Source organism: Zunongwangia mangrovi (assembly GCF_900112105.1).
Lineage (GTDB): Bacteria > Bacteroidota > Bacteroidia > Flavobacteriales > Flavobacteriaceae > Zunongwangia > Zunongwangia mangrovi.
This window is the reverse complement of the sequence record NZ_FOKV01000001.1, coordinates 394,272-416,251: the sequence shown is the minus strand read 5'-3', so window position 1 is coordinate 416,251 and position 21,980 is coordinate 394,272. Positions and strand designations below refer to the sequence as shown.

The window sequence follows — 21,980 nt, the reverse complement described above, 5'->3', positions numbered from 1 at the left end:
ATTTGATTTTTGGCAAAATTAAGTATCTCTTTTAAACAAACCGAAGGGAAATCGCTTTGTTTGTGTAAACGAGTATTTTCTTATCAACGTGAAATCCCATTTTTGTTAGTGTTTCGCCGTAGTTATTGATCTGGTGTTCATGTTTAGCATCAAAAGCACCGGTTTTATAATCGATAACGCTTACCAACTGGCCGTCAAAATTTAAACGGTCTGGGCGTAATCGCTCGCCATTTTCAGTAATAATATCTCTTTCGTTATCATTTTTTACGGCTTCAGAAAAATAAATTTCAAGTTCTGGATGGGAAATAATATTCTGTAAAAGTGTTTCGATCTTATCTGAGACTTCTTCAGCAATAACTCCGTTTGCGATAGCATTTTTAAGTACCGGTTTTAGATCTTTTTCGGTATTAATTTCAGCTAAAAGATCATGGATAATTTCCCCTTTTTCGATCGCTTCCTGCTGTTTGGTATCCCATAAACTTCCCGATCTGGTCACAATATTTACCGCCTGATTTTGAGTTGCTGAAGAATAAAAATGTTGTAAAGTTATGCCTGAATTTTCTTTTTCTTCGGAAGTTGGAGCGTCTATTTCACCGAACTCATAATTCAATTGCTCGTCGTTCCAAATGCCACTTCGCTTTAAATAACCAATAAGCAATCCTGAAGTTTTATTAGGATATTCATTGCCGCTTCGATCCAGGTCGAGTTTCGATAAAATATAGAGCTGTTTTACTGGTCGCGTGCAGGCAACGTATAACACATTCAACGTATCTAATTCATTCTGAAAAAGTAACTGTGTGTATAAAGCATCGGGAATTTCGCCCCAATTTTCCATTTTGGATGAAGCGTTTATGTAGCTTACCGGGATATCATTTAGATTACCATCATTTGGCACCCAAAGTGAATCTTTTCGCGTGTCTTTAAAATCTGAATTTGCAAAAGGATAAATTACAATAGGAAATTCCAGTCCTTTGGCTTTGTGAATCGTCATGATCGTCACCGCGTTTTCCTGCTGCGGAGCAATAATGCTGAGTTTCTCGTTTTCCTGCTCCCAAATTTCTAAAAACCCCTGAATTCCTTCGGTATCTTTTTGGGTAGTTTCGTAAACAAAATCCAGGAAAAACTGAATGTAAGCATTCGAATCTTTTACCAGCCCAAAACTTCTAATAATGTATTCGCAACTTTCGTAAACCGAGTATTCATTTAAAAAATCGAGGTTAAAATCGAATTCGTAATCTTGTAACCAGCTAAAAAAATCGGTTCCGTTTTCACTAATCTTAGCTGAAATTACGGAGTGCGGATCTTCAAGTCGCAATAAATATTCCTGCAGAAACCCGAAAACCGATAATTTGAGCTCATTATTTTCTGGAGTGATCGAAAATTTTAAAAGGTCACAGATAAAATGAACTTCAGGCGAACGAGAAATCAATAACGTTTCAGAAGAAACCACATCAATCTCTTTTTCATTTAAAGCAGAGGCGATTGCTACACCTTCAGATTTTCTTCGGGTAAGGATACAAATATCAGATCGCTTAAAGCCCTTTGCATCAAGGTTGTTAATAATTTCGATCACTTTTTCAGGATAGACTTCCTGTTCTTCTTCACGATTTTCAGCTTCAATAAAACCAATATTCACATAACCCGAGACCGATTTTTTAGGATTTTGGGCACTTTGTTTAAAAAGTTTGCTGTATTCTGGATGCCCAAGAAAATCTGCCGCATATCCAAAAAACTGGTTGTTGAAATTCACAATTTCGGCAGCGCTTCGATAATTATCAGGCAAATTAAAAACCTGTTTTTCGATCTGAAATGGATTGCCCTCATTACTTAAATCGATAAATTGTTCGGCTTTACCGCCACGCCAGCGATAGATCGATTGCTTGGCATCGCCCACCAACATTAAGCTCGAGGTCTCATCAGGTAGAGATTCCATCGAAAGCTTGTTGTCGATAAGCGGAATTAGATTTTTCCACTGCATTTGCGAGGTATCCTGAAATTCGTCGATAAAATAATTTTGGTAGCGCTCCCCCAAACGTTCGTAAATAAACGGTGCGGGCTGGTCTTTCACTTGAGCACTAATCATTGGATTAAATTCTGAAATTAGAAGAATTTGGCGCTCTTCTTTTATTTCCTGAATTTCTCGATTTAGGGCATTTAATAATGAAAGTTGCGTAAGACGTTTGCCGATTTCAGTATAAAATTCTAAGCTGAAAAAAAGTTTTTTAGTCTGAACAAATAAATCCAGAATTTGTGGTAAGATGGCATCGCCAAGTGCCATTTTTCCTTTTTTTAGCGGTAAAATGCCTTCATTTTCCAGTTTTTCTACCCATTTTGAAGTGAAATTTGGTGTTTCGTTGGCTTTTAATTTCAGAAAATGCTTAGGCAAATATTGTCCGCTGAAATCTGTTGGGTCAATTCCGCTATCGGCAATCAGTTCAAAAAATTGATCTGATTTTTGACCAATTTTAGCCTGATTATTTTTGATTTGTTGTTTCAGTTTTTTGCTGAAAGTTTCAAAATCTTCCAGCGTTTTTGGCTGAAGCTGTTTTAAGTAAAATTGATTATTCTCGTTTACCAGAAGTTTAGCGATTTCTAACAAATCCCGACCAATATCCCAGCTTTTATCCTCATCTGCCTTGCTCAGTGAAAAATCGACCAACACTTTGGTAAGCTTTTCGTCGTTTCCGGTACGATTTATCAGGCGGTCTACAGCCTCGTTCAGGATTTTATCGGTATCCAGTTCTACTTCAAAATTAACGGGTAACCCAAGATCTTTAGCAAAGGTTCTTAGTACGCGATGTGTAAATCCATCGATCGTAGAAACTTCGAAAGCCGCGTAATTATGGATGATATTCTTTAAAATTGCGACCGATTTTTGCTGAATTTCCTCCGTAGAATGTTCTGTTTCATTTGCAACCGCTTCTAAAAGCGCTTTTGAACTTTCTGGAACAGGATTTTTAGTAAAAGCATAAAGACTTTCAACAATTCGCGTTTTCATTTCGGCCACAGCCTTATTCGTAAAAGTGATCGCAAGGATATTCTTATAACTATCTGTTTTGCCAGACCTAAAAAGTAAACTTAAATAAGATTTAACCAGGGTAAAGGTTTTGCCCGATCCTGCTGAAGCGTTGTATATTGTGAAATTATTAGCCAATGTTGGAAAGATAAAGTGTGATTTGAAGGTAAGGTAAAATTGATTTTCTAAAAGCCTAAGCTTTTAAGTATTTTATAACATTTAATTGTTTCCATTGCAAGGCTTAATACTTAAATTTGAGTGAATTTATTACTAATCGCTAAAAAAATATAAGACTATGGCATTTGCGTTACCAGAGCTTAAATACGCATTCGATGCGTTAGAGCCACATATAGATGCAAAAACGATGGAAATTCACCATGATAAACATCATAGTGGATACACCACAAAACTAAATAAAGCAATCGACGGAACTGACCTTGATGGTAAAACTATCGAGAATATCCTTAAAAACCTGGATATGACTAACAAAGGAGTTAGAAATAATGGTGGAGGATATTATAACCACAATCTTTTCTGGGAAGTGATGTCTCCTGATGGAGGCGGAAAGCCAGAAGGGGAGCTAGCAGAAGCTATTGATAGCGCTTTTGGTTCTTTTGAAGCTTTTAAAGAAGAATTTTCTAACGCTGCAGCCACTCAGTTTGGTTCAGGATGGGCATGGTTATGTGTTCACGAAGGAGGAAAATTAGAAGTATGTTCTACACCAAACCAGGATAATCCATTGATGCCTGAAGTAGGTTGTGGAGGAACTCCAATCTTAGGACTTGATGTTTGGGAGCATGCTTACTATTTAAATTATCAAAATAAGCGTCCTGCTTATATTGATGCGTTCTTTAACGTGATCGATTGGAAAGAAGTAGCAAGTCGCTATGCAAAAGAAAAATAGTTAAGTAATTAATTGTTAAAGTTCGAAAGAGGCTGTTCGTAAGAACGGCCTTTTTTGGTTTATAATAGTGAAAAATTGATGCTGAAATTACCTAATTTGAGTGTTTAGAAAAGTATATAAAATAAAAAAGGTGGATTGTTATCCACCTTTTTTGCCCCAAATCTACCATGAACTTAACCTACTTAAATTTTATGGCAAGACTAATATAGATATATTGTGTATTCGTTTAAAAACTTTTAGATAAATGACCTATAAAATAGTTGAAATACATTTTTTAGTAGGCTCTATCTTTATTTCCTTCAAAAAAGTTGATAAAAGCTCTGTTTACCACTCTGTTACCTCCAGGGGTTGGATAGTCTCCAGTAAAGTACCAATCACCAAGATTTTTAGGACAGGCTTTATGTAAATTATCTACAGATTGGTAGATCACTTTTACATCTGCTTCTACCGTTGGTTCGCTTAAAAGTTCAGATATTTTTTCTGAAATCTGCTCATCTGTAAATGGCTCGTAGATCTCTTTTACAAAGTTTTGAACTTCCTTATCTTCAAGGTTTACTTGCTCTTTACATTTGTTATAAACTTCTTCAACTAATTGAGAATTGTTGTTTTCTTCCAGTAATTCTAAAGCAGCTCTAAAAGCAACTAGATCCTCCAGACGAGCCATATCGATACCGTAGCAATCTGGATAACGAATTTGCGGTGCTGAAGAAACAACAACGATTTGCTTAGGATTAAGACGATCCATCATTTTAATGATACTCTTCTTAAGTGTTGTACCTCTAACAATACTGTCGTCGATAATTACCAGGTTGTCATCTTTCTTTATTACACCGTAAGTAACATCATAAACGTGCGCCACAAGATCGTCACGGCTGCTATCTTCAGTAATAAAAGTTCTTAGTTTTACGTCTTTGATAGCGATTTTCTCCGTCCTTAAACGATGCGCTAAGATTTCCTGTAGACGCTCATCTGTTAAGCTTTCCTTTTCTTCTAGAATTGCTTCGTTTTTCTGGCGATTTAATTCATCCTGTGCAGCTTCAACCATTCCGTAGAAAGAAGTTTCAGCCGTATTTGGAATAAATGAGAAAACCGTATTTATGGTGTCGTAATTAATGGCCTTAAGTACTTCAGGCATTAATAATCTACCAAGCATCTTACGCTCTTTGTAAATTTCAGCATCACTTCCTCTAGAGAAATAAATACGTTCAAAAGAACAGGCTTTTCGTTCTAATGGTTCGATGATCTTAGTGATCGAAACATCGCCATTCTTTTTAGTGATAATGGCATGCCCCGGATCTAATTCCTTAATGTCTTCAAAATTCAAATTGAAAACAGTTTGAATTACCGGTCTTTCTGAAGCTACAACCACAACTTCATCATCTTTATAGTAATAACAAGGACGAATTCCTGCAGGGTCACGAAGCACAAAAGAATCCCCGTGTCCCATTAAACCAGCCATAGCATAACCACCATCCCAGTTTTTAGACGACTTTTTAAGGATCTTAGCCACATTTAATTGTTCTGCAATATGTGGAGAAGCCTCTTGTTTGCTATAGCCTTCTTTCTTTAATTTTTTGTATAATTTTCTAACTTCAGAATCTAAGAAGTGACCAATTTTTTCCATGATGGTCACCGTATCTGCTTTTTCTTTTGGATGCTGACCAAGTTCTACGAGATTATTGAAAAGGTGGTTAACATTGGTCATGTTAAAGTTTCCTGCAACGATAAGATTACGGTGCATCCAGTTATTTTGTCTAAGGAAAGGGTGAACACTTTCGATACTGTTCTTTCCAAAAGTACCATAGCGAACGTGACCTAAAAAAAGCTCCCCTAAATAAGGAATTTTTCTTTTTTGAAGCGCAACATCATCGGCGTATTCTGGATTTTCTTTCATCTCGGCGTTGATACGCTGATTGATCTGCTCGAAAATATCCTGAATTGGTTGTGCCTGGTTAGAACGAATTCTACTAATGTAACGCTCCCCGGGCTGAACGTTAAGTTTAATGCTCGCAAAACCAGCGCCGTCCTGCCCACGGTTATGCTGCTTTTCCATTAAAAGGTACATTTTATTTACGCCGTAAAAAGCTGTACCGTATTTTTCTTTGTAGTATTCAAGTGGTTTTAACAGTCTAACCTGTGCAATTCCACATTCGTGTTTAATGGCGTCACTCATAGTTGTATTGTTGCTTCTTGTGGGATTTGTTTACTCGAAAAAACGAGATTTTTTTAATTTTTCCTGAACCCGATATTTTGGGACGGGGTGCTTCCAAATTAATTAAAATGTCTATTCTGTTTGTTCAATATCGATAATTGCTAAGCGATACTGAAATATTTTAGTAACAAAAAAAGCCCTGAAATTACAGGGCGTGTTTATTTATTTTAGCGCTATTTTAAACTGTGTGAGTTTTTTAAACTCCTCAAGCCGCGTGTTTATCTCATCTTCAGAAAGCTCTTTCATTCGCTCGGTTCCAAATTTCTCTACACAAAACGAAGCGAGATTTGAGCCATAAATGATTGCATTTTTTAAATTTTCAAAAGAAATATCATCTGTATGTGCTAAGTAGCCAATAAACCCACCGGCAAAAGTATCTCCTGCTCCAGTTGGATCAAAAACTTCTTCTAAAGGTAAAGCAGGGGCAAAGAATACATTTTCGTCATGGAAAAGTAAAGCACCATGCTCTCCTTTTTTAATAACAACATATTTTGGTCCCATTTTCTCGATCACTCTAGCTGCTTTTACTAAAGAAAATTCACCAGAAAGTTGTCTCGCTTCTTCATCGTTAATAGTAATTACATCTACTTTGGCGATTACCTGCTTAAGTTCCTCCAAGGTATTGTCCATCCAAAAGTTCATCGTATCTAAGACTACAAGCTTTGGATTTTTAACCTGATCTAACACACTAAGTTGAACTAGTGGGTGAAGATTACCCAGCATCACGTACTCTGCATCTTTATAAGATTCTGGAACTACAGGACTAAAATCTGCAAGTACATTTAATTGAGTGTCTAAAGTATCACGAGAGTTTAAGTCGTTATGATATCTACCGCTCCAAAAAAATGTCTTCCCATTTTCTACAATTTCGATACCATCTATATTGATGTCTTTTGAAGAAAGAAGATCCAGATATTTTTGAGGAAAGTCACCACCAACCACAGAGACTACTGCACTATCTACATTAAAGTTTGAAGCCGAAAGGCCAATGTAAGTTCCCGCACCACCAAGAATTTTATCGGTTTTTCCAAAAGGAGTTTCGATAGCATCAAAGGCTACAGTTCCTACAATAACTAGTTTGCTCATAATTGCATTCAAAAATTATGCTGCAAATATACGGTTTGTTTTTCAAGCTGTAAACCAAAAGTTAAATTAGAAGAAGTATAAGCTTAATTTTTAAAGCCTTCGTCTTCTAATAAATCCTTTTCTTTGGAAGCTTTAACCGCCAAAGCATCGCACCTTTCGTTTTGTGGGTGGTTGTTATGACCTTTTATCCAGGTAAACGAAATTTGATGTTTCCTGTACTCTTTTAAGAAGTCTTTCCAGAGATCTGCATTCTTACGATCTTTGAAGTTTTTTTTCTCCCAGCCAAAAACCCATTTTTTTTCTACTGCATCTGCAACGTATTTCGAGTCGGTAAACACTCTAATGTTAAGATTAGGCTTTTTAAGTTTTTTTAGCGCTTCGATCACCGCTAAAAGTTCCATGCGATTGTTAGTGGTGTGCTTAAAGCCCTGTGCAAATTCTTTTTTGTAGGATTTGCCAACCCATTCCATTACGATACCATAACCACCTGGCCCTGGATTGCCACGGGCAGCGCCATCAGTATAAATTCGAACCTGTTCCTGCAATGCTTAGGAGTCTTTTTTTAATAATTGTTCGATCACCAAAGGAAAATGATGATGCTCTAATTCGTGAATTTTTGAAGCTAAACTTTCTGGAGAGTCATGTTCTTCTATGATAGTCTTAGCCTGGAAGATGTGCTCACCTTCATCATAATGTTCATTAACAAAATGAATCGTGATACCACTTTCTTTCTCTTTATTAGTAATGATCGCTTCGTGTACACGCATGCCATACATTCCCTTGCCACCGTAATTTGGCAGTAAAGCTGGGTGTACATTAATAATACGGTTTGGGAAGTTTTCAATAATATTTTTAGGTACCATCCATAAGAATCCTGCTAAAATGATAAGATCTGGATCGATGTCTTTTAATACATGAAGCACATCATTAGAATGATAAAAGGAATCTCTATCAAAATGTAATGCCTGTACATCTAAATCGTAAGCGCGACGCAAAACTCTGGCGTTTCTTTTGTTCGAGAAGACCGCTACTACCTTAATATTTTCAGAATTTTCGAAATAGCGTATAATATTTTCAGTATTTGATCCTGATCCCGAAGCAAATATGACGATTTTTCTTACGTTATTATTTTTTGGTTGATCACTCAAAACAAGGCTGTTAACAATTATTAGGAGATAAAGTTAACCTCTTTCATCGAAAAATATGTAAATTACCTTCACATTTTTAAAGTAAAAATCGGTTTTAAAATAAAGTTTTTTATTTTTGCCACCTAATCAAAATTAAAATAAAATATTATGTCTGACATTGCATCAAGAGTAAAAGCGATTATCGTTGACAAATTAGGTGTTGATGAGAACGAAGTTGTTAATGAAGCAAGCTTCACCAACGACTTAGGTGCTGATTCATTAGATACTGTGGAATTAATCATGGAATTCGAAAAAGAATTCGATATTCAAATTCCAGACGACCAGGCTGAAAATATCGCAACAGTTGGTCAAGCAATTTCTTATATTGAAGACGCGAAAAAATAAAAATTAAAAGAACCATATGGAGTTAAAGCGAGTTGTAATAACGGGCTTGGGTGCCCTTACCCCAATCGGTAACAATATTAGCGAATATTGGGACGGCTTGGTAAATGGTAAAAGTGGTAGTGGCCCTATTACGCATTTCGACCCCGAAAAGTTCAAAACAAAATTCGCTTGTGAACTCAAAGATTTTAATCCGTTAGATCACTTCGATCGTAAAGAAGCGAGAAAACTGGATAAATTTACCCAATATGCCATGGTAGCTTCAGACGAAGCTATTGCAGACTCCGGAATAGACCTAGAAGCGGTAGATAAATATCGCGTAGGTGTAATCTGGGGTGCTGGAATTGGTGGATTGGAAACCTTCCAAAACGAAGTGCTTAACTTTGCGGCGGGAGATGGTACTCCAAGATTTAATCCTTTCTTTATTCCTAAAATGATCGCTGATATTGCCCCAGGTAATATCTCTATTAAACATGGTTTTATGGGAGCAAACTACACCACGGTGTCAGCTTGTGCTTCTTCGGCCAATGCAATGATAGACGCATTAAATAATATCCGTTTAGGATATAGCGACGTGATAGTTTCAGGAGGATCAGAAGCTGCTGTAACTATTGCAGGAATGGGAGGTTTTAACGCTATGCATGCCCTTTCTACCAGAAACGAAAGTCCAGAGACTGCATCAAGACCTTTTGATGCTACTCGTGATGGCTTCGTACTAGGTGAAGGTGCCGGTGCGCTTATATTAGAAGAGTATGAGCACGCTAAAGCAAGAGGCGCTAAAATTTATGCTGAGGTAATTGGTGGAGGTCTTTCTTCAGACGCTTATCACATGACGGCTCCGCATCCAGATGGAAACGGTGTTGTTAGAGTGATGGAAAACTGTCTAAGAAATGCCGGAATTAAGCCTGAAGATGTAGATGCGATAAACACGCATGGAACATCTACTCCTCTAGGAGATGTGGCTGAATTGAAAGCAATTACTAAAGTTTTTGGAGATCACGCGAAGAATATTAATATTAATTCAACAAAATCAATGACGGGCCACCTTCTTGGTGCTGCCGGTGCGATCGAGGGTATTGCAAGTGTACTTGCTATGCAGCATAGCATCGTACCACCAACGATCAATCACGAGAATGTTGATGAGAATATCGATCCTTCGTTAAACTTAACCCTTAACAAAGCTCAGGAACGAGAATTGAATATCGTGATGAGTAATACCTTTGGGTTTGGCGGGCACAATGCCTGTGTAGCATTTAGAAAATTAACAGAGTAACTCTTAATGAGTGTTATTCGAAACATATTAAATTCCCGTTCTTCTAAGGGCGGGAATTTTTTTAATTCTCTCCATAAATTACTCGGATTTCGTCCTAAAAATATAGAAATCTACGAGCGAGCTTTTACGCATCGATCGCTTAATATTAAAGACGAATTGGGTAATCCTATTAATTATGAGCGTCTCGAATTTTTAGGGGATGCCATGTTAGGATCTGTTATTGCATCTCATCTTTACCAGAAAGTTCCAGAAGGTGACGAGGGTTATCTTACCAAAATGCGCTCTAAGATCGTTAGTAGGAAGCATCTAAATGAGTTAGGAAAAGATATGAACCTTATTAGGTTTGTAAAATCAAATATCCCAAACGACCAATTTGGGGTGAATATCCACGGAAATATTTTTGAAGCACTTATTGGTGCAATATACCTGGATAGAGGCTATAAATACTGCACTAAGTTTATCTATAATCGAGTGATCGAGCCTTATGTAGATATCGAGACTTTAGAAGGGCGTGTAATAAGTTATAAAAGTCTTTTAATAGAGTGGTGCCAAAAGCAAAAAAAGGAATTCAATTACCAGGTTTATGAGGATACCGGCAAAGATGAACTTAAACATTTTGCGGTAAAATTATGGATCGATAAAAAGGTGATTTCTAAAGCACGTGCTACCTCAAAAAAGAAAGCAGAGGAAAAAGCATCAAAAAGGGCATATTATGCACTTCAAAATAAAATGAATTAATTTTTGTCATATTCTCTATAACTATAACGTTTTCGTGAAAAATTATGAAAATTAATCAATTTAAATCTTTATTTTTGTCATCGATATTTTATCTTTATCGATAAAGTTGATTTAGCATGCAAGCACATAAAATGTTGCTGGATGATGTCGAGGAAGATGACTTTAAATTGATTGCGATTTATGCCAATTTAGAGCCTTATAAAATGGCTTTTTTGCTAAACCGTTTTTTAAACTTAAAGTTAATGCGAAGTCGCTTTGATGTTGACTTTAATCATAAAGATGCGCAGGCAATGTATGCTTTATTTAAGTACAAAGACCTGGCGAATTATAGAGATTACAGCCTTGTAAGCAATAAATTTAAAGGTAAATCCAGAAAGATTTTAAATGCTGGTACTTTATTTTTGGAAGAAGAAGTAAGACCTTTAGAGGTTAACCTTATTCCGCAATATAAAAAAGTTGACTTTTTTTTGAAGATAGAAGAAAATATAGAAGATCAACAGGTTCACCATTTGGTGAGTCTTATAAGTCGTATTCCCCAGGTACAGGCTGCCTACAAGATCCATGTGGATCAATTAAAATCCAAACAAAATCTAATTTTTGAATAATGCCAACAAATAAGAAGACAAAAATAGTTGCCACTTTAGGGCCGGCAACAAGTTCCAAAGACACCTTAAAAGAAATGCTTCAGGCAGGAGTAAATGTTTTTAGGATCAACTTTTCTCACGCTAATTATGATGATGTTAGAGAGCGCGTACAAATGATTAGAGATCTTAATGAAGAAGAAGGTTTTACTGCTGCAATTTTAGCCGACTTACAAGGTCCTAAATTAAGAGTAGGGACCATGAAAGAAGATGTAGTTGTAGCTGCTGGAGATGAAATTGTTTTTGCTACTGGAGAAAAATTTGAGGGCTCTAAAGAACGCGTTTATATGAATTACGACGCTTTTCCTAGAGATGTGAACGAAGGAGAACGTATTCTTTTAGACGATGGGAAATTGATCTTTGAGGTTGTTAGCACAAATAGAGAAAACGAAGTTGTAGCAAAAGTTATACAAGGAGGTCCTTTAAAATCCAAAAAAGGAGTAAACCTTCCTAATACAGATATTTCTTTACCTGCACTTACAGAAAAAGATGTTGAAGATGCGAAATTTGCCTGTAGCTTAGAAGTAGATTGGATCGCACTTTCTTTTGTAAGACACGAAAAAGATATTATTGAGCTTCAGGATCTAATTAAACAGCATACCGAATATAAGATCCCTATCATTGCTAAGATCGAAAAGCCAGAAGGTGTAGACAACATCGAAAAGATCGTTGCTTACTGTGATGGTTTAATGGTTGCACGTGGAGACCTTGGTGTAGAAATTCCGGCGCAGGAAGTTCCATTAATTCAGAAAAAATTAGTGCTTGTTGCTAAAAAAGCACGTATCCCGGTAATCATTGCTACCCAAATGATGGAAACAATGATCACCAGTTTAACACCTACCAGAGCAGAGGTGAACGATGTTGCTAACTCGGTTATGGATGGAGCAGATGCTGTGATGCTTAGTGGAGAAACTTCTGTAGGGCAATATCCAGTTCAGGTTATCGAGAAAATGGCTTCAATTTTAACGAGTGTAGAGAACTCTCCGTTAATTAAAGTTCCTCATGATCCTCCACACGTGCGTACAAAAAGATACATTACTAAAGCAGTTTGTTTTCATGCAGCGCATATGGCTAACGAGATTAAAGCCAAAGCAATTTGTACCTTAACAAATAGTGGATATACAGCTTTCCAAATCTCTGCCTGGAGACCAGAAAGTCATATTTTAGTTTTTACTCATAACAAAAGAATCCTTAACCGTTTAAGTTTACTTTGGGGTGTTAAGGCTTTTTATTACGATAAATATAGCACTACAGACGAGACGATCGATGATATTAACAGTATCGCAAAAGCTGGTGGTTTTGTAGAGCAGGGAGATTTTACAATTAATCTTGCAGCGATGCCAATTGCTTCTAAAGGAATGGTAAATACGCTTCGAGTTTCTGAAATTGAGTAATACCCAAACAATTTTTATAAAAGAAGAAGCCCCGATACGTCGGGGTTTTTTTATGGTTTTTACTGAAGTCGATATTCGATAAAATCAGGTAGTTTTTTAGAAATCGAATTTTAGCTGAACAACCACTTCTTTTTTTTCTTCTTTTTCTTTTGCTGAAGGTTTATCGGTATTTAAATTAGATAGTGAAATACCTAAAAGCCTCACAGAATCTTTCATTTTTTCCTGGTATAAAAGTTCTTTCGCGAGCTCTAGGATCAACTCTTTGCTAGAAATATAATAAGAGATCGTCTTACTTCGTGTTTGTAGCGTAAAGTCGCTGTATTTTATTTTTAAGGTAACTGTTTTACCTGCAACCTTACTCTTTTGCAGGCGACGTTCGATCTCTTCAGCAATATTGGTAAGTTTTTCAAGCATAAAAATTTCCGAAGAAATATTTTCGCTAAAAGTGCGCTCTGCACCAAGGGATTTTCGCATTCGGTTTGGTTTTACTTCGCTTTCGTGAATTCCTCGTACAACATTATAATAATATGGCCCGTGTTTACCAAAATGATCGGCCAGATATTCTTCAGATTTCGATTTTAGATCTTTCCCAGTGAAGATTCCTAATCGGTACATTTTTTCGGCAGTAACCTTTCCCACACCATAAAACTTTCTAATCTCTAGTTGTTCTAAAAATTCTGAAACTTCCTCTGGATGCACGGTTTTTTGTCCGTTTGGTTTGTTAATATCGCTGGCAACCTTTGCGATAAACTTATTGATCGAAATTCCTGCTGAAGCGTTTAGGCCCGTTTTCTCCTTTATTTTCGCCCTTATTTCTCTTGCAATCATTGTAGCACTTGGATTGCCCATTTTATTTTCGGTAACGTCTAGATAGGCCTCATCTAAAGAAAGTGGTTCTACAAGATCGGTGTACTCAAAAAAAATGCTTCTAATTTGCTGAGAAATTTCGCGATAACGATCAAATCGAGACTTAACAAAAATAAGATCGGGGCAGTTGCGTTTGGCGATAACGCTACTCATAGCACTTCTTACCCCAAACTTCCTAGCTTCGTAACTGGCAGCGCTAACTACGCCACGTTGCGAACTACCGCCAACAGCGATGGGTTTCCCTCTAAGTTCGGGATTGTCCAGCTGTTCTACTGAAGCGTAAAACGCATCCATATCGATATGAATTATCTTGCGCATTCTCACGGTTCTGCAAATTTAATGCTAAAACAATCCATCTTGAAAATACACTAAATGATTTTAATTATATTTAAAAGAACGATCTAAATCATGCAATATGGAAAAGACGGCAATTGTTTTGGGAGCCACTGGATTAACGGGGCGACATTTGGTAGAAGAACTTTTAAAAAATGAAAATTATACTAAAATAACTTTATTTTCCAGAAGTAAATTTGGGAAGGATCATCCAAAACTGGAAGAACATCTTATCGATGTACTAAAATTAGAAGATTATAAGGATGATTTTGAAGCACATGATGTATTTTGCTGTGTAGGCACTACAAAATCAAAGACACCCGATAAAGAGAAATATATGAAGATCGATCACGGAATTCCGGTTACTGCTGCAAAGTTAGCTGCCAAAACGGGAGCCGAGTGTTTTGTCGTGATTTCTGCCATGGGAGCCGATGCGAATAGCAGTATTTTCTATAATCGCACAAAAGGTGAAATGGAGCAGGATGTGATGGAAAAAAGTATTCCCAATATTTACATTTTCAGGCCGGCATTAATAGTGGGAGATCGAGAAGAAAAACGTTTTTTTGAGAAAGTCGCCACGCATGCTTTTAAATTATTTAATTTTATGCTTGTAGGGAATCTTAAAAAATATCGATCTGTTAGATCTGAGAATATCGCCAAAGCGATGATGCATGTCGCAAACTTTTGGTATTCAGATTCCATAATAAAATCAAATAAAATAAACGAACTCGCAGCAAAATACGATGGTAGAAATTGAAAGGAAGTTTTTAGTTAAAAATGAAGATTTTAAAGCAGAATTTTATCAAAAGAACCGCATTACACAAGGTTTTTTAAATACAGATCGACTGCGTACCGTTCGTATAAGAATTAAGGATGAAACTGCCTTCCTTACCGTAAAAGGAAAAAATAATGAAGCAGGATTAAGCCGTTTTGAATGGGAAAAAGAAATCGATAAAACTGAAGCTGAAGCACTTTTAAAACTTTGTGAGCCTGGAATGATCGATAAAACCCGGTTTTTGGTGAAATCTGCCAGTCATATTTTTGAAGTAGATGAGTTTTATGGTGAAAACGAAGGCTTGATCGTTGCTGAAGTTGAGTTAGCATCTGAAAATGAAAATTTTGAAAAACCGAAATGGCTAGGGCAGGAAGTTACCGGAGATCCAAAATATTACAATTCGCAACTGAGTAAAAATCCGTATAAATCATGGTAAAATGCTTTCGATTTTTGATGATTTTGAGCCTCATTTTTATTTCATGTCATACAGATAAATCAACTTCTGTTGAAGAAGATAAAGAGAAAAAGGAAGATAAGATTTCTGCGGAAGAAATGTCAAAGCAATTACAAGAAGATGGTTTTAAAAGCTTTACTTATAAAGAAGGTGACACCACTTACTTAATGCAACAATATTATATGGTTTTTTTGAAAGCTGGGCCAAATCGAGATCAGGATTCGCTTAGTTTAGCAAAATTACAACAGCAGCATATGGCGCATTTAGAACGAATGGGTAATGAAGGTTATGCCAGTTTAATTGGCCCATTTGAGGATAGCAGCGATATAAAAGGTATTGCCGTTTATAATACCAGAACACTAAAAGAAGCCGACAGTTTAGCCAATTTGGATCCTATGGTAAAAGCGGGACGATTAACTATAGAAGTTCATCCCTGGTGGACAGCCAAAGGCAATAAATTAAATTAAGCCTTAGATTTAATAATATTGATAATATCCTGCTTTTGTAAAACACCAGATTGGCGCCAAAGTTGAGCTCCATTTTTAAATAGCATCATGGTTGGGACACCCCTTACCTGGTATTTTGCCGCAAGTTGCTGATTTTTATCTACATCGATTTTAATGATCTTGATATTTTCACCAAGTTCGGTCTTTACTTCTTTTAAAATTGGCGCTAAAGTTTTACATGGGCCGCACCAATCGGCATAAAAATCGATTAAAACAGGATTTTCGTCTGTGATGATATCTCCAAAAGTGCTCATATTATTTGTTTTACGTGGTGGTTTATCATTGCTGAAATTTCATAAAATACCGCAATATTTTTTACAATCTTAATGCTTCAGCTTTACGTAAATTTAGGAAATTCAGAAGAAAATTAAAATGCAATGCTGTTAAGTATTTGGCTTATTTTTCAGCAACACAAAAAACATCTACACTCACTTCTCTTCCTTCCAGTTTTTGTGGCCCTAAAGGTTTTACAATGAAGTTTTCGGCAATTTTAGGATTCTCGTTTACCTTGCCAGAGATAAGGATTAATTTATCATAGGTTTTGCATAATCCCTCTATCCTTGAAGCCACATTTAAAGTATCGCCATGATAAGCAATTTCACGTTTTATATCACCAACTTCTACAGCAGTAACCAAGCCTTGATGAGCACCGGCTTTAAAAACAGGAACGTGATCGTAGGCCTTTAAATAATGCTCTTTTTTATGCTGAAACCGTTTGTGGACGGCGTAGAAAAATTCGATCGCTAAAGAAGAATCAAAGCATCTAAGCGGCCAGCTTACTACAATTTCGTCACCTACGTATTGATAGATCTGGGCATTATATTTTTTCACCATTTGATTGATGTCCATAAAGCTTTCCTGGATAAAAGCACTATAGCGCAAATGCCCAAGCTTTTCGGCCAATTGGGTAGAATCCTTAAGATCCAAAAACATAAATAATCTATTCTCTTCAGCTGGGTAACGGAATTTACCAAGTAAAAAAGGTAAGATAAGACCTGGTCCAAATTTATTGGTCATCTGATTAATAAAACTCAGCACTAAAGTCATAAATAGCGTATAACTTAAGATGATCACGTTGTAATATTCCCAATTCATCCTAATAATATGCTCGGTATATTGATTTAAAAACGTACCGCTAATAAATTCTATAACAATATATCGTAATAGAAAAATTATCGAAGTAAGTACCGTAAAATAGAGTACACCACCCACCAGAATATTAAAACCTAACGAGCGATTTCTAAACATATAATTTTTAAGAAAATGGTCGATGATCCCTAAAGCTAAACCTAATAAAGCACCAAGGCTAAGAAAGAGTGTAAGCACGCCAGAAATAGAAATATCTGTAGGTCTTCCCATTGCCTGTAACACAGACAATGCGGTGAAATGTATAATTAAAAACAATAATCCATACGCGAAGATCCAGAAGATGATCTGTTTAATGATCTTGCTTAAAAACGGATATTGGTTAGAAAAGCTATAGAAATTTACAGCGTAATATTTTCCCATAAGCTTTGTAGTTTTTGTTCGAAAAGTTTGTGATGATTGATGAAAAAAATTGGATAAGCAAAAATATAACTTTTAAACGCATTGATTTTAATTCTAAGCGAAATAATGCGATAAAACAGCCCCGAATTTTTTTAAATCCGGGGCTATTTCCAACAATTAACAAATAACAAGATTCAAACTATTGCCATCCTCCCCCAAGTGCCTGGTATAAATTTACCATAGAATTTAATTGGGAGTATTTGGCATTGATCAGATCTAATCTGGAGTTTAAGGCATTTTCTCTTGCCGTTAATACTTCCAGGTAGTTCGCTAAACCATAGTTTAGCAATTCTTCAGAATAATCTGTAGCAGTGCTGTAAGAGTCGTATTCTTTTTCTTTGATCTCGATACGATCTGTAGAGGCTTCGTAATTATAGAGAGCATCGGCAACTTCTTTAGTGGCTGTTAAATAAGCCTGTCTAAACTGTAATCTTGCTTGCTCCTGCTGTGCCTGGGCCACTTCGTACTGTGTTCTTATTTCTCTTCTTTGGAAGATGGGTTGGGTAAGTCCACCTACGATCGTCGCAAATAATGAATTGGTGTCAAAAAGATCTCCTGCACTTAAAGCCTGTACCCCACCAGTTGCAGTAAGGGTAATTTGTGGATAAAAGTTTGCTCTCGCCGCATTGGTTAGCTCAAAAGCATTAACTAATCCATATTCTGCCTGCATAACATCTGGTCTATTTCTAAGCAATTGTGCCGGCACGCCCGTTTTCAATTCGGTTTCGATCTCCTGTCCTTCTAATGTTGTACGATCGATCGATGTTGGCTCTTTTGCTAAAAGAATTGAGATCGTATTTTCTAGTAACCTAATCTGGTTATTAATATCGATCAATAAGGCCTGGGCAGTATATAATTGTGCTTCTGTTTGTTTCACACCAACTTCAGTAATATTACCAGCTTCTTTAAGAGCTCTATTGGTTTCCAGACTTTTCTTTCGGTTTTCGATGGTTTTTTCAGTAACCTCCTTTTGTTCATCTAAAGCCACCAATTGGTAATAACTTGAAGCAATATTAGCGATCAAGGTTGTTTTTACTGCCTGATGCGCTGCAACACTCTGCAGATAACTGGCTTCAAAAGCACGTTTATTACTTCTAATTCTTCCCCAAATATCAGCTTCCCATGAAAGGCTTCCTGAAACTTCGTATTGATCTAAAGAAGAGAATAATCCACCAAACTGACTGTTAGAAGAAAGTTCCTGGTGCGTTAGTGAAGCATTTCCTGATAATGATGGGAAATAGCTTGCTTTTCCTTGTTTTAGGTAAGCCTCTGCAGCAAGAATTTGCTGCATGGCTACTCTAATATCGATATTATTTTCCAGTCCTTCTTCAATATATCCTTGTAGAATAGGATCTGTAAACATATCCTTCCAGGAAACATCGGCCATTGTGATACTATCCTGTGGCAGGCTGTCTGTTCTATAATTTTCTTCTTTTACCACCTCTGGTCGCTCGTATTCTTTAGCAACAAAACAAGATTGTAAGCTAAGAATGACCAATGGAAAAACCAGGGTTTTAAAATTTATCTTTGTTTTCATCTTTAATGGCTTTCTAAGATTCTATATTTTTTACGGCTTCTGGTTTCTTTCCAACTTTCTCCTGAAGCCACTGGAATAGGATAAATAGAATTGGGATCACAAATACACCTAATACTGTACCTATCAATAATCCTCCAACAGCACCGGTACCAATTGATCGGTTACCCGCTGCACCAACTCCGCTAGCCAGTACTAAAGGCATAAGTCCAAGAATAAAGGCAAACGAGGTCATAAGGATTGGACGTAAACGTGCTTTTGCACCATCAATGGCCGCATCTACAATAGACTCGCCATTTCTACGTCGCTGAATCGCAAACTCTACGATAAGGATCGCATTCTTAGCCAGCAATCCTACCAGCATGATCAATGCGATCTGGAAGTAGATGTTGTTCTGCAGTCCCATTAATTTGGTACTAAGATAAGCCCCAAAAATACCTAAGGGTAATGAAAGAATTACTGAAAATGGTAACAAGTAACTTTCATATTGTGCTGAAAGCAGGAAGTAAACAAATACCACACATAAGATAAAGATCATTACGGTCTGGCTACCTGCATTTACCTCTTCACGAGTTAGTCCTGAATAAGCAATATCATAGTTATTCGCTAATTTAGAAGCTTCAGATTCTACGATATTAATACCATCACCAGAACTAAATCCTGGGTTCATCGCAACGTTTAAAGTGGTCGAATTAAACAGGTTAAACCTTGTTACAGATTGTGGTCCATAAACACGCTCTAAACTTACATATTCGCTAAGCGGCGACATATCGCCAGTCTCTGTACGAACAAACATTTTATTTAGATCATCCTTGTCGGCTCTTTCGTTTGGATAGGCCTGAATATACACACGATATTGTTTACCAAATCTAGAGAAATCGGCTGCATAAATACCTCCTACATACCCCTGAATGGTCGCAAAAATATCACTAATAGTTACCCCGGTTTGCTTGGCCAGTGGAATATTAATATCCATCTGGTATTGTGGGTAATTAGTATTAAATGCAGATTGCGCGTATTGAATTTCTGGATGTGACATTAGGTTTTGCATAAACTCCTGATTTGCCTGGTCAAATTCTTTAAAGTCACCACCAGAACGATCGAGTAGATTTACTTCAACACCAGATGAGGCACTAAATCCAGGAATACTTGGTGGGGCAAAGAAAATAATGTTTGCATCTGGAATCGTACTTGCGATACCAAATAACTGTCCGGTTATTGCGTCTGCAGACAGTGAGTCTTCTTCTCTCTGGCTCCAGTCTTTTAATTTGATGAATCCAAGAGCGTAGTTACTACCCTGTCCATTCAATAAACTAAATCCGTCTACCATGTTTAGTCCTTCAACTCCTGGTAGATCTTTTACTTTATTGTAAAGTTCTCCAGTAATTTCGTGAGTTTTATCTAGAGAAGAACCTGCAGGTAATTCAACATTGGCAAATACAATACCTCTATCTTCATTAGGTACAAATCCTGTAGGAGTAGTAGTAGACGTCCACCAGATACCAACAGCTGAAAGTATAAGGATTACAGCGGTAATCCACTTGTGTTTGTATAAGAAATGCAATGATTTACCATATCGATGAATTGTTGCATTGAATCCACGGTTGAATGCAGCATAGAAGCGCTGTAAGAAATTTTTCTTCTTATGATCTTCATGCTCGTCATGTGGTTTAAGGAATAATGCACACAATGCCGGACTTAATGTTAATGCGTTTATCGCTGAGATAAATATCGAAACGATAAGCGTAATACCAAACTGCTCATAGAAAACTCCTGTAGGACCAGTAATAAAAGTTACCGGGATAAATACCGCTGCCATTACTAAAGTAATCGAAACAATCGCTCCAGAAATCTCGTGCATGGCATCTATAGTTGCTTTTTGAGCATCTTTGGCACCTTCATCAATTTTGGCATGTACAGCCTCTACGACCACAATCGCATCATCCACTACAATACCAATGGCAAGTACTAGGGCGAAAAGCGTTAAGAGGTTAATCGAGTATCCAAACAGGTTAAGGAAAAAGAATGTACCCAGAATCGATACCGGTACTGCAATCGCAGGAATAAGTGTCGATCTAAAATCCTGAAGGAAAATAAATACTACAACGAATACTAAAATAAAGGCTTCAAAAAGTGTATGAACTACTTTGTCGATAGAAGCATTAAGGAATTCGTTAGTGTCAAATGGTATAAAAACATCCATTCCTTCTGGGAAGTCCTTCTTCAGTTCTTCCATTCTGGATTTAATGTTTTCAATAATTTCCTGTGCGTTAGAACCTTTTGTTTGGTAGATCGCCATACTCACACTAGGATGCCCTAATGTTCTGGAACTTACCTGGTAATTTTGTGCATCTAGCTGAATTTCAGCAACATCTTTAAGTCTTAAAAATTCACCATTACCAAGAGCTTTGATGATGATATCTTCATATTGGCCTTCTTCTTTATAACGACCTGGATATTTGATCGTGTAAGAAAAAGTTTCTCCACTGTTTTGACCAAGTGTACCAGCCGCCGCTTCTAAACTCTGTTCGTTTAGTGCTGCTGTTACATCTGAAGGTACAAGATCGTAGTTTGCAAGTTTATTTGGATCTAACCAAATTCTCATCGCGTAATCCTGACGAGAAAATACGTTCACATCACCAACCCCGTTTACCCTTTTAAATTCAGGTACAACATTAATGTTAAGGTAGTTGTTGATGTATGTAGCATCATAATCTGGGTTTTCAGAATAAAATGACAAGAACATTAAAGAACTGGTCTGTCTTTTCTGAGTTACAACCCCTGCCTGAGTTACCTCCTGTGGCAGTAATGGATTGGCTAATGCTACACGGTTTTGTACGTTTACCGCATCAATATCTGGATCTGTTTCCTGATCAAAATAAACGGTAATCTCAGCAGTACCATTGTTGGTAGCTGTAGAAGTAATGTAGGTCATCCCCTCAACCCCGTTAATTTGTTCTTCAATAGGGATAATTACACTCTCCAAAATCGTTTCAGCACTGGCACCCGTGTAATTTGCGGTTACCTGTACGGTAGGTGGAGCAATATCTGGATACTGCTCTACGGGTAAATTGCTAAGCCCAAGAACCCCCAAAATAACAATGATAATAGATATCACTGTAGAGAGGACGGGCCTTTCTATAAATGTTTTAAGCATTGTCTTGTTATCT

General features: G+C 36.9%; 19 protein-coding genes. 9 read left to right on the top strand and 10 right to left on the bottom strand.

Annotated elements, in window-relative coordinates:
* Positions 1 to 31 precede the first annotated feature (31 nt).
* Complete coding sequence (locus BM201_RS01905; protein WP_092539702.1) at positions 32 to 3,154, bottom strand: UvrD-helicase domain-containing protein; 3,123 nt, start codon at positions 3,152 to 3,154, stop codon at positions 32 to 34.
* A 157-nt stretch (positions 3,155 to 3,311) separates the two neighbouring features.
* Between BM201_RS01905 and BM201_RS01900 the strand changes: the two genes are divergently transcribed.
* Positions 3,312 to 3,920: a superoxide dismutase gene (locus BM201_RS01900; RefSeq protein ID WP_092539701.1), complete on the top strand. Its 609-nt coding sequence runs from the start codon at positions 3,312 to 3,314 to the stop codon at positions 3,918 to 3,920.
* Between the two features lie 274 nt (positions 3,921 to 4,194).
* Here BM201_RS01900 and BM201_RS01895 read toward each other — a convergent pair whose 3' ends face one another.
* From BM201_RS01895 to purN, 4 genes are all read right to left on the bottom strand, one after another.
* Positions 4,195 to 6,093, bottom strand: a complete 1,899-nt coding sequence (locus tag BM201_RS01895; RefSeq protein WP_092539700.1) for an amidophosphoribosyltransferase — start codon at positions 6,091 to 6,093, stop codon at positions 4,195 to 4,197.
* Between the two features lie 201 nt (positions 6,094 to 6,294).
* A complete protein-coding gene (locus BM201_RS01890) occupies positions 6,295 to 7,218 on the bottom strand; it encodes a PfkB family carbohydrate kinase (RefSeq protein ID WP_092539699.1) in 924 nt (307 codons plus the stop codon).
* A gap of 83 nt (positions 7,219 to 7,301) precedes the next feature.
* The gene (gene rnhA / locus BM201_RS01885; protein ID WP_092539698.1) at positions 7,302 to 7,763 is read right to left on the bottom strand and encodes a ribonuclease HI; all 462 of its coding nucleotides are present in this window, start codon (positions 7,761 to 7,763) and stop codon (positions 7,302 to 7,304) included.
* Positions 7,764 to 7,766: 3 nt separating this feature from the next.
* The gene (purN, locus tag BM201_RS01880; protein ID WP_092539697.1) at positions 7,767 to 8,366 is read right to left on the bottom strand and encodes a phosphoribosylglycinamide formyltransferase; all 600 of its coding nucleotides are present in this window, start codon (positions 8,364 to 8,366) and stop codon (positions 7,767 to 7,769) included.
* A gap of 147 nt (positions 8,367 to 8,513) precedes the next feature.
* Here purN and BM201_RS01875 point away from each other — a divergent pair, with 147 nt between their 5' ends.
* The 5 genes from BM201_RS01875 (at position 8,514) to pyk (ending at position 12,793) form a co-directional block, all read left to right on the top strand.
* Positions 8,514 to 8,750 carry an acyl carrier protein gene (locus BM201_RS01875; protein WP_013069791.1) on the top strand — a complete coding sequence of 79 codons (237 nt, stop codon included), beginning with the start codon at positions 8,514 to 8,516 and terminating at the stop codon, positions 8,748 to 8,750.
* 16 nt (positions 8,751 to 8,766) lie between these two features.
* Positions 8,767 to 10,020 (top strand): beta-ketoacyl-ACP synthase II, encoded by a 1,254-nt coding sequence (gene fabF, locus BM201_RS01870; protein WP_092539696.1) that lies wholly within the window; start codon positions 8,767 to 8,769, stop codon positions 10,018 to 10,020.
* Between the two features lie 6 nt (positions 10,021 to 10,026).
* Positions 10,027 to 10,758, top strand: a complete 732-nt coding sequence (rnc, locus tag BM201_RS01865; protein WP_092539695.1) for a ribonuclease III — start codon at positions 10,027 to 10,029, stop codon at positions 10,756 to 10,758.
* Positions 10,759 to 10,874: 116 nt separating this feature from the next.
* Positions 10,875 to 11,363, top strand: a complete 489-nt coding sequence (locus BM201_RS01860) for an IPExxxVDY family protein (RefSeq protein ID WP_092539694.1) — start codon at positions 10,875 to 10,877, stop codon at positions 11,361 to 11,363.
* Positions 11,363 to 12,793 carry a pyruvate kinase gene (gene pyk / locus BM201_RS01855; protein ID WP_092539693.1) on the top strand — a complete coding sequence of 477 codons (1,431 nt, stop codon included), beginning with the start codon at positions 11,363 to 11,365 and terminating at the stop codon, positions 12,791 to 12,793. The genes BM201_RS01860 and pyk overlap by 1 nt, the downstream gene beginning before the upstream one ends.
* Positions 12,794 to 12,889: 96 nt before the next feature.
* On the opposite strand, the gene dinB is transcribed toward pyk, so the two are convergent.
* The gene (dinB, locus tag BM201_RS01850; RefSeq protein WP_092539692.1) at positions 12,890 to 13,978 is read right to left on the bottom strand and encodes a DNA polymerase IV; all 1,089 of its coding nucleotides are present in this window, start codon (positions 13,976 to 13,978) and stop codon (positions 12,890 to 12,892) included.
* Positions 13,979 to 14,075: 97 nt separating this feature from the next.
* On the opposite strand from dinB, the gene BM201_RS01845 reads away from it, so the two are divergent.
* The 3 genes from BM201_RS01845 to BM201_RS01835 are packed head-to-tail and all read left to right on the top strand — an operon-like array spanning position 14,076 to position 15,689.
* Positions 14,076 to 14,750 (top strand): NAD(P)H-binding protein, encoded by a 675-nt coding sequence (locus tag BM201_RS01845; protein ID WP_092539691.1) that lies wholly within the window; start codon positions 14,076 to 14,078, stop codon positions 14,748 to 14,750.
* On the top strand, positions 14,737 to 15,204 hold the full coding sequence (locus BM201_RS01840; RefSeq protein WP_092539690.1) for a CYTH domain-containing protein: 468 nt from the start codon (positions 14,737 to 14,739) through the stop codon (positions 15,202 to 15,204). Before BM201_RS01845 ends, BM201_RS01840 begins: the two co-directional genes overlap by 14 nt.
* A 17-nt stretch (positions 15,205 to 15,221) precedes the next feature.
* Positions 15,222 to 15,689, top strand: coding sequence for a YciI family protein (locus BM201_RS01835; protein ID WP_092539689.1), 468 nt, complete (start codon positions 15,222 to 15,224; stop codon positions 15,687 to 15,689).
* Here BM201_RS01835 and trxA read toward each other — a convergent pair.
* From trxA to BM201_RS01815, 4 genes are all read right to left on the bottom strand, one after another.
* Entirely contained in the window at positions 15,686 to 15,982 is a 297-nt protein-coding gene (gene trxA / locus BM201_RS01830; protein ID WP_092539688.1) for a thioredoxin, read from the bottom strand. The genes BM201_RS01835 and trxA overlap by 4 nt on opposite strands.
* A 142-nt stretch (positions 15,983 to 16,124) precedes the next feature.
* On the bottom strand, positions 16,125 to 17,237 hold the full coding sequence (locus tag BM201_RS01825; RefSeq protein ID WP_092539687.1) for an adenylate/guanylate cyclase domain-containing protein: 1,113 nt from the start codon (positions 17,235 to 17,237) through the stop codon (positions 16,125 to 16,127).
* Positions 17,238 to 17,415: 178 nt separating this feature from the next.
* Positions 17,416 to 18,813, bottom strand: a complete 1,398-nt coding sequence (locus BM201_RS01820) for an efflux transporter outer membrane subunit (protein WP_092539686.1) — start codon at positions 18,811 to 18,813, stop codon at positions 17,416 to 17,418.
* Positions 18,814 to 18,826: 13 nt separating this feature from the next.
* Positions 18,827 to 21,967: an efflux RND transporter permease subunit gene (locus BM201_RS01815; RefSeq protein WP_092539685.1), complete on the bottom strand. Its 3,141-nt coding sequence runs from the start codon at positions 21,965 to 21,967 to the stop codon at positions 18,827 to 18,829.
* Positions 21,968 to 21,980: the final 13 nt, after the last annotated feature.

Bases quoted from the DNA above. Each gene is read 5' to 3' on its own strand.
- BM201_RS01890 (WP_092539699.1), bottom strand. From the start codon at position 7,218: ATGAGCAAACTAGTTATTGTAGGAACTGTAGCCTTTGATGCTATCGAA.
- BM201_RS01815 (WP_092539685.1), bottom strand. From the start codon at position 21,967: ATGCTTAAAACATTTATAGAAAGGCCCGTCCTCTCTACAGTGATATCT.
- trxA (WP_092539688.1), bottom strand. From the start codon at position 15,982: ATGAGCACTTTTGGAGATATCATCACAGACGAAAATCCTGTTTTAATC.
- BM201_RS01875 (WP_013069791.1), top strand. From the start codon at position 8,514: ATGTCTGACATTGCATCAAGAGTAAAAGCGATTATCGTTGACAAATTA.
- BM201_RS01845 (WP_092539691.1), top strand. From the start codon at position 14,076: ATGGAAAAGACGGCAATTGTTTTGGGAGCCACTGGATTAACGGGGCGA.
- BM201_RS01840 (WP_092539690.1), top strand. From the start codon at position 14,737: ATGGTAGAAATTGAAAGGAAGTTTTTAGTTAAAAATGAAGATTTTAAA.
- rnc (WP_092539695.1), top strand. From the start codon at position 10,027: ATGAGTGTTATTCGAAACATATTAAATTCCCGTTCTTCTAAGGGCGGG.
- dinB (WP_092539692.1), bottom strand. From the start codon at position 13,978: ATGCGCAAGATAATTCATATCGATATGGATGCGTTTTACGCTTCAGTA.
- pyk (WP_092539693.1), top strand. From the start codon at position 11,363: ATGCCAACAAATAAGAAGACAAAAATAGTTGCCACTTTAGGGCCGGCA.
- BM201_RS01820 (WP_092539686.1), bottom strand. From the start codon at position 18,813: ATGAAAACAAAGATAAATTTTAAAACCCTGGTTTTTCCATTGGTCATT.
- BM201_RS01825 (WP_092539687.1), bottom strand. From the start codon at position 17,237: ATGGGAAAATATTACGCTGTAAATTTCTATAGCTTTTCTAACCAATAT.
- BM201_RS01895 (WP_092539700.1), bottom strand. From the start codon at position 6,093: ATGAGTGACGCCATTAAACACGAATGTGGAATTGCACAGGTTAGACTG.
- BM201_RS01860 (WP_092539694.1), top strand. From the start codon at position 10,875: ATGCAAGCACATAAAATGTTGCTGGATGATGTCGAGGAAGATGACTTT.
- BM201_RS01835 (WP_092539689.1), top strand. From the start codon at position 15,222: ATGATTTTGAGCCTCATTTTTATTTCATGTCATACAGATAAATCAACT.
- BM201_RS01900 (WP_092539701.1), top strand. From the start codon at position 3,312: ATGGCATTTGCGTTACCAGAGCTTAAATACGCATTCGATGCGTTAGAG.
- fabF (WP_092539696.1), top strand. From the start codon at position 8,767: ATGGAGTTAAAGCGAGTTGTAATAACGGGCTTGGGTGCCCTTACCCCA.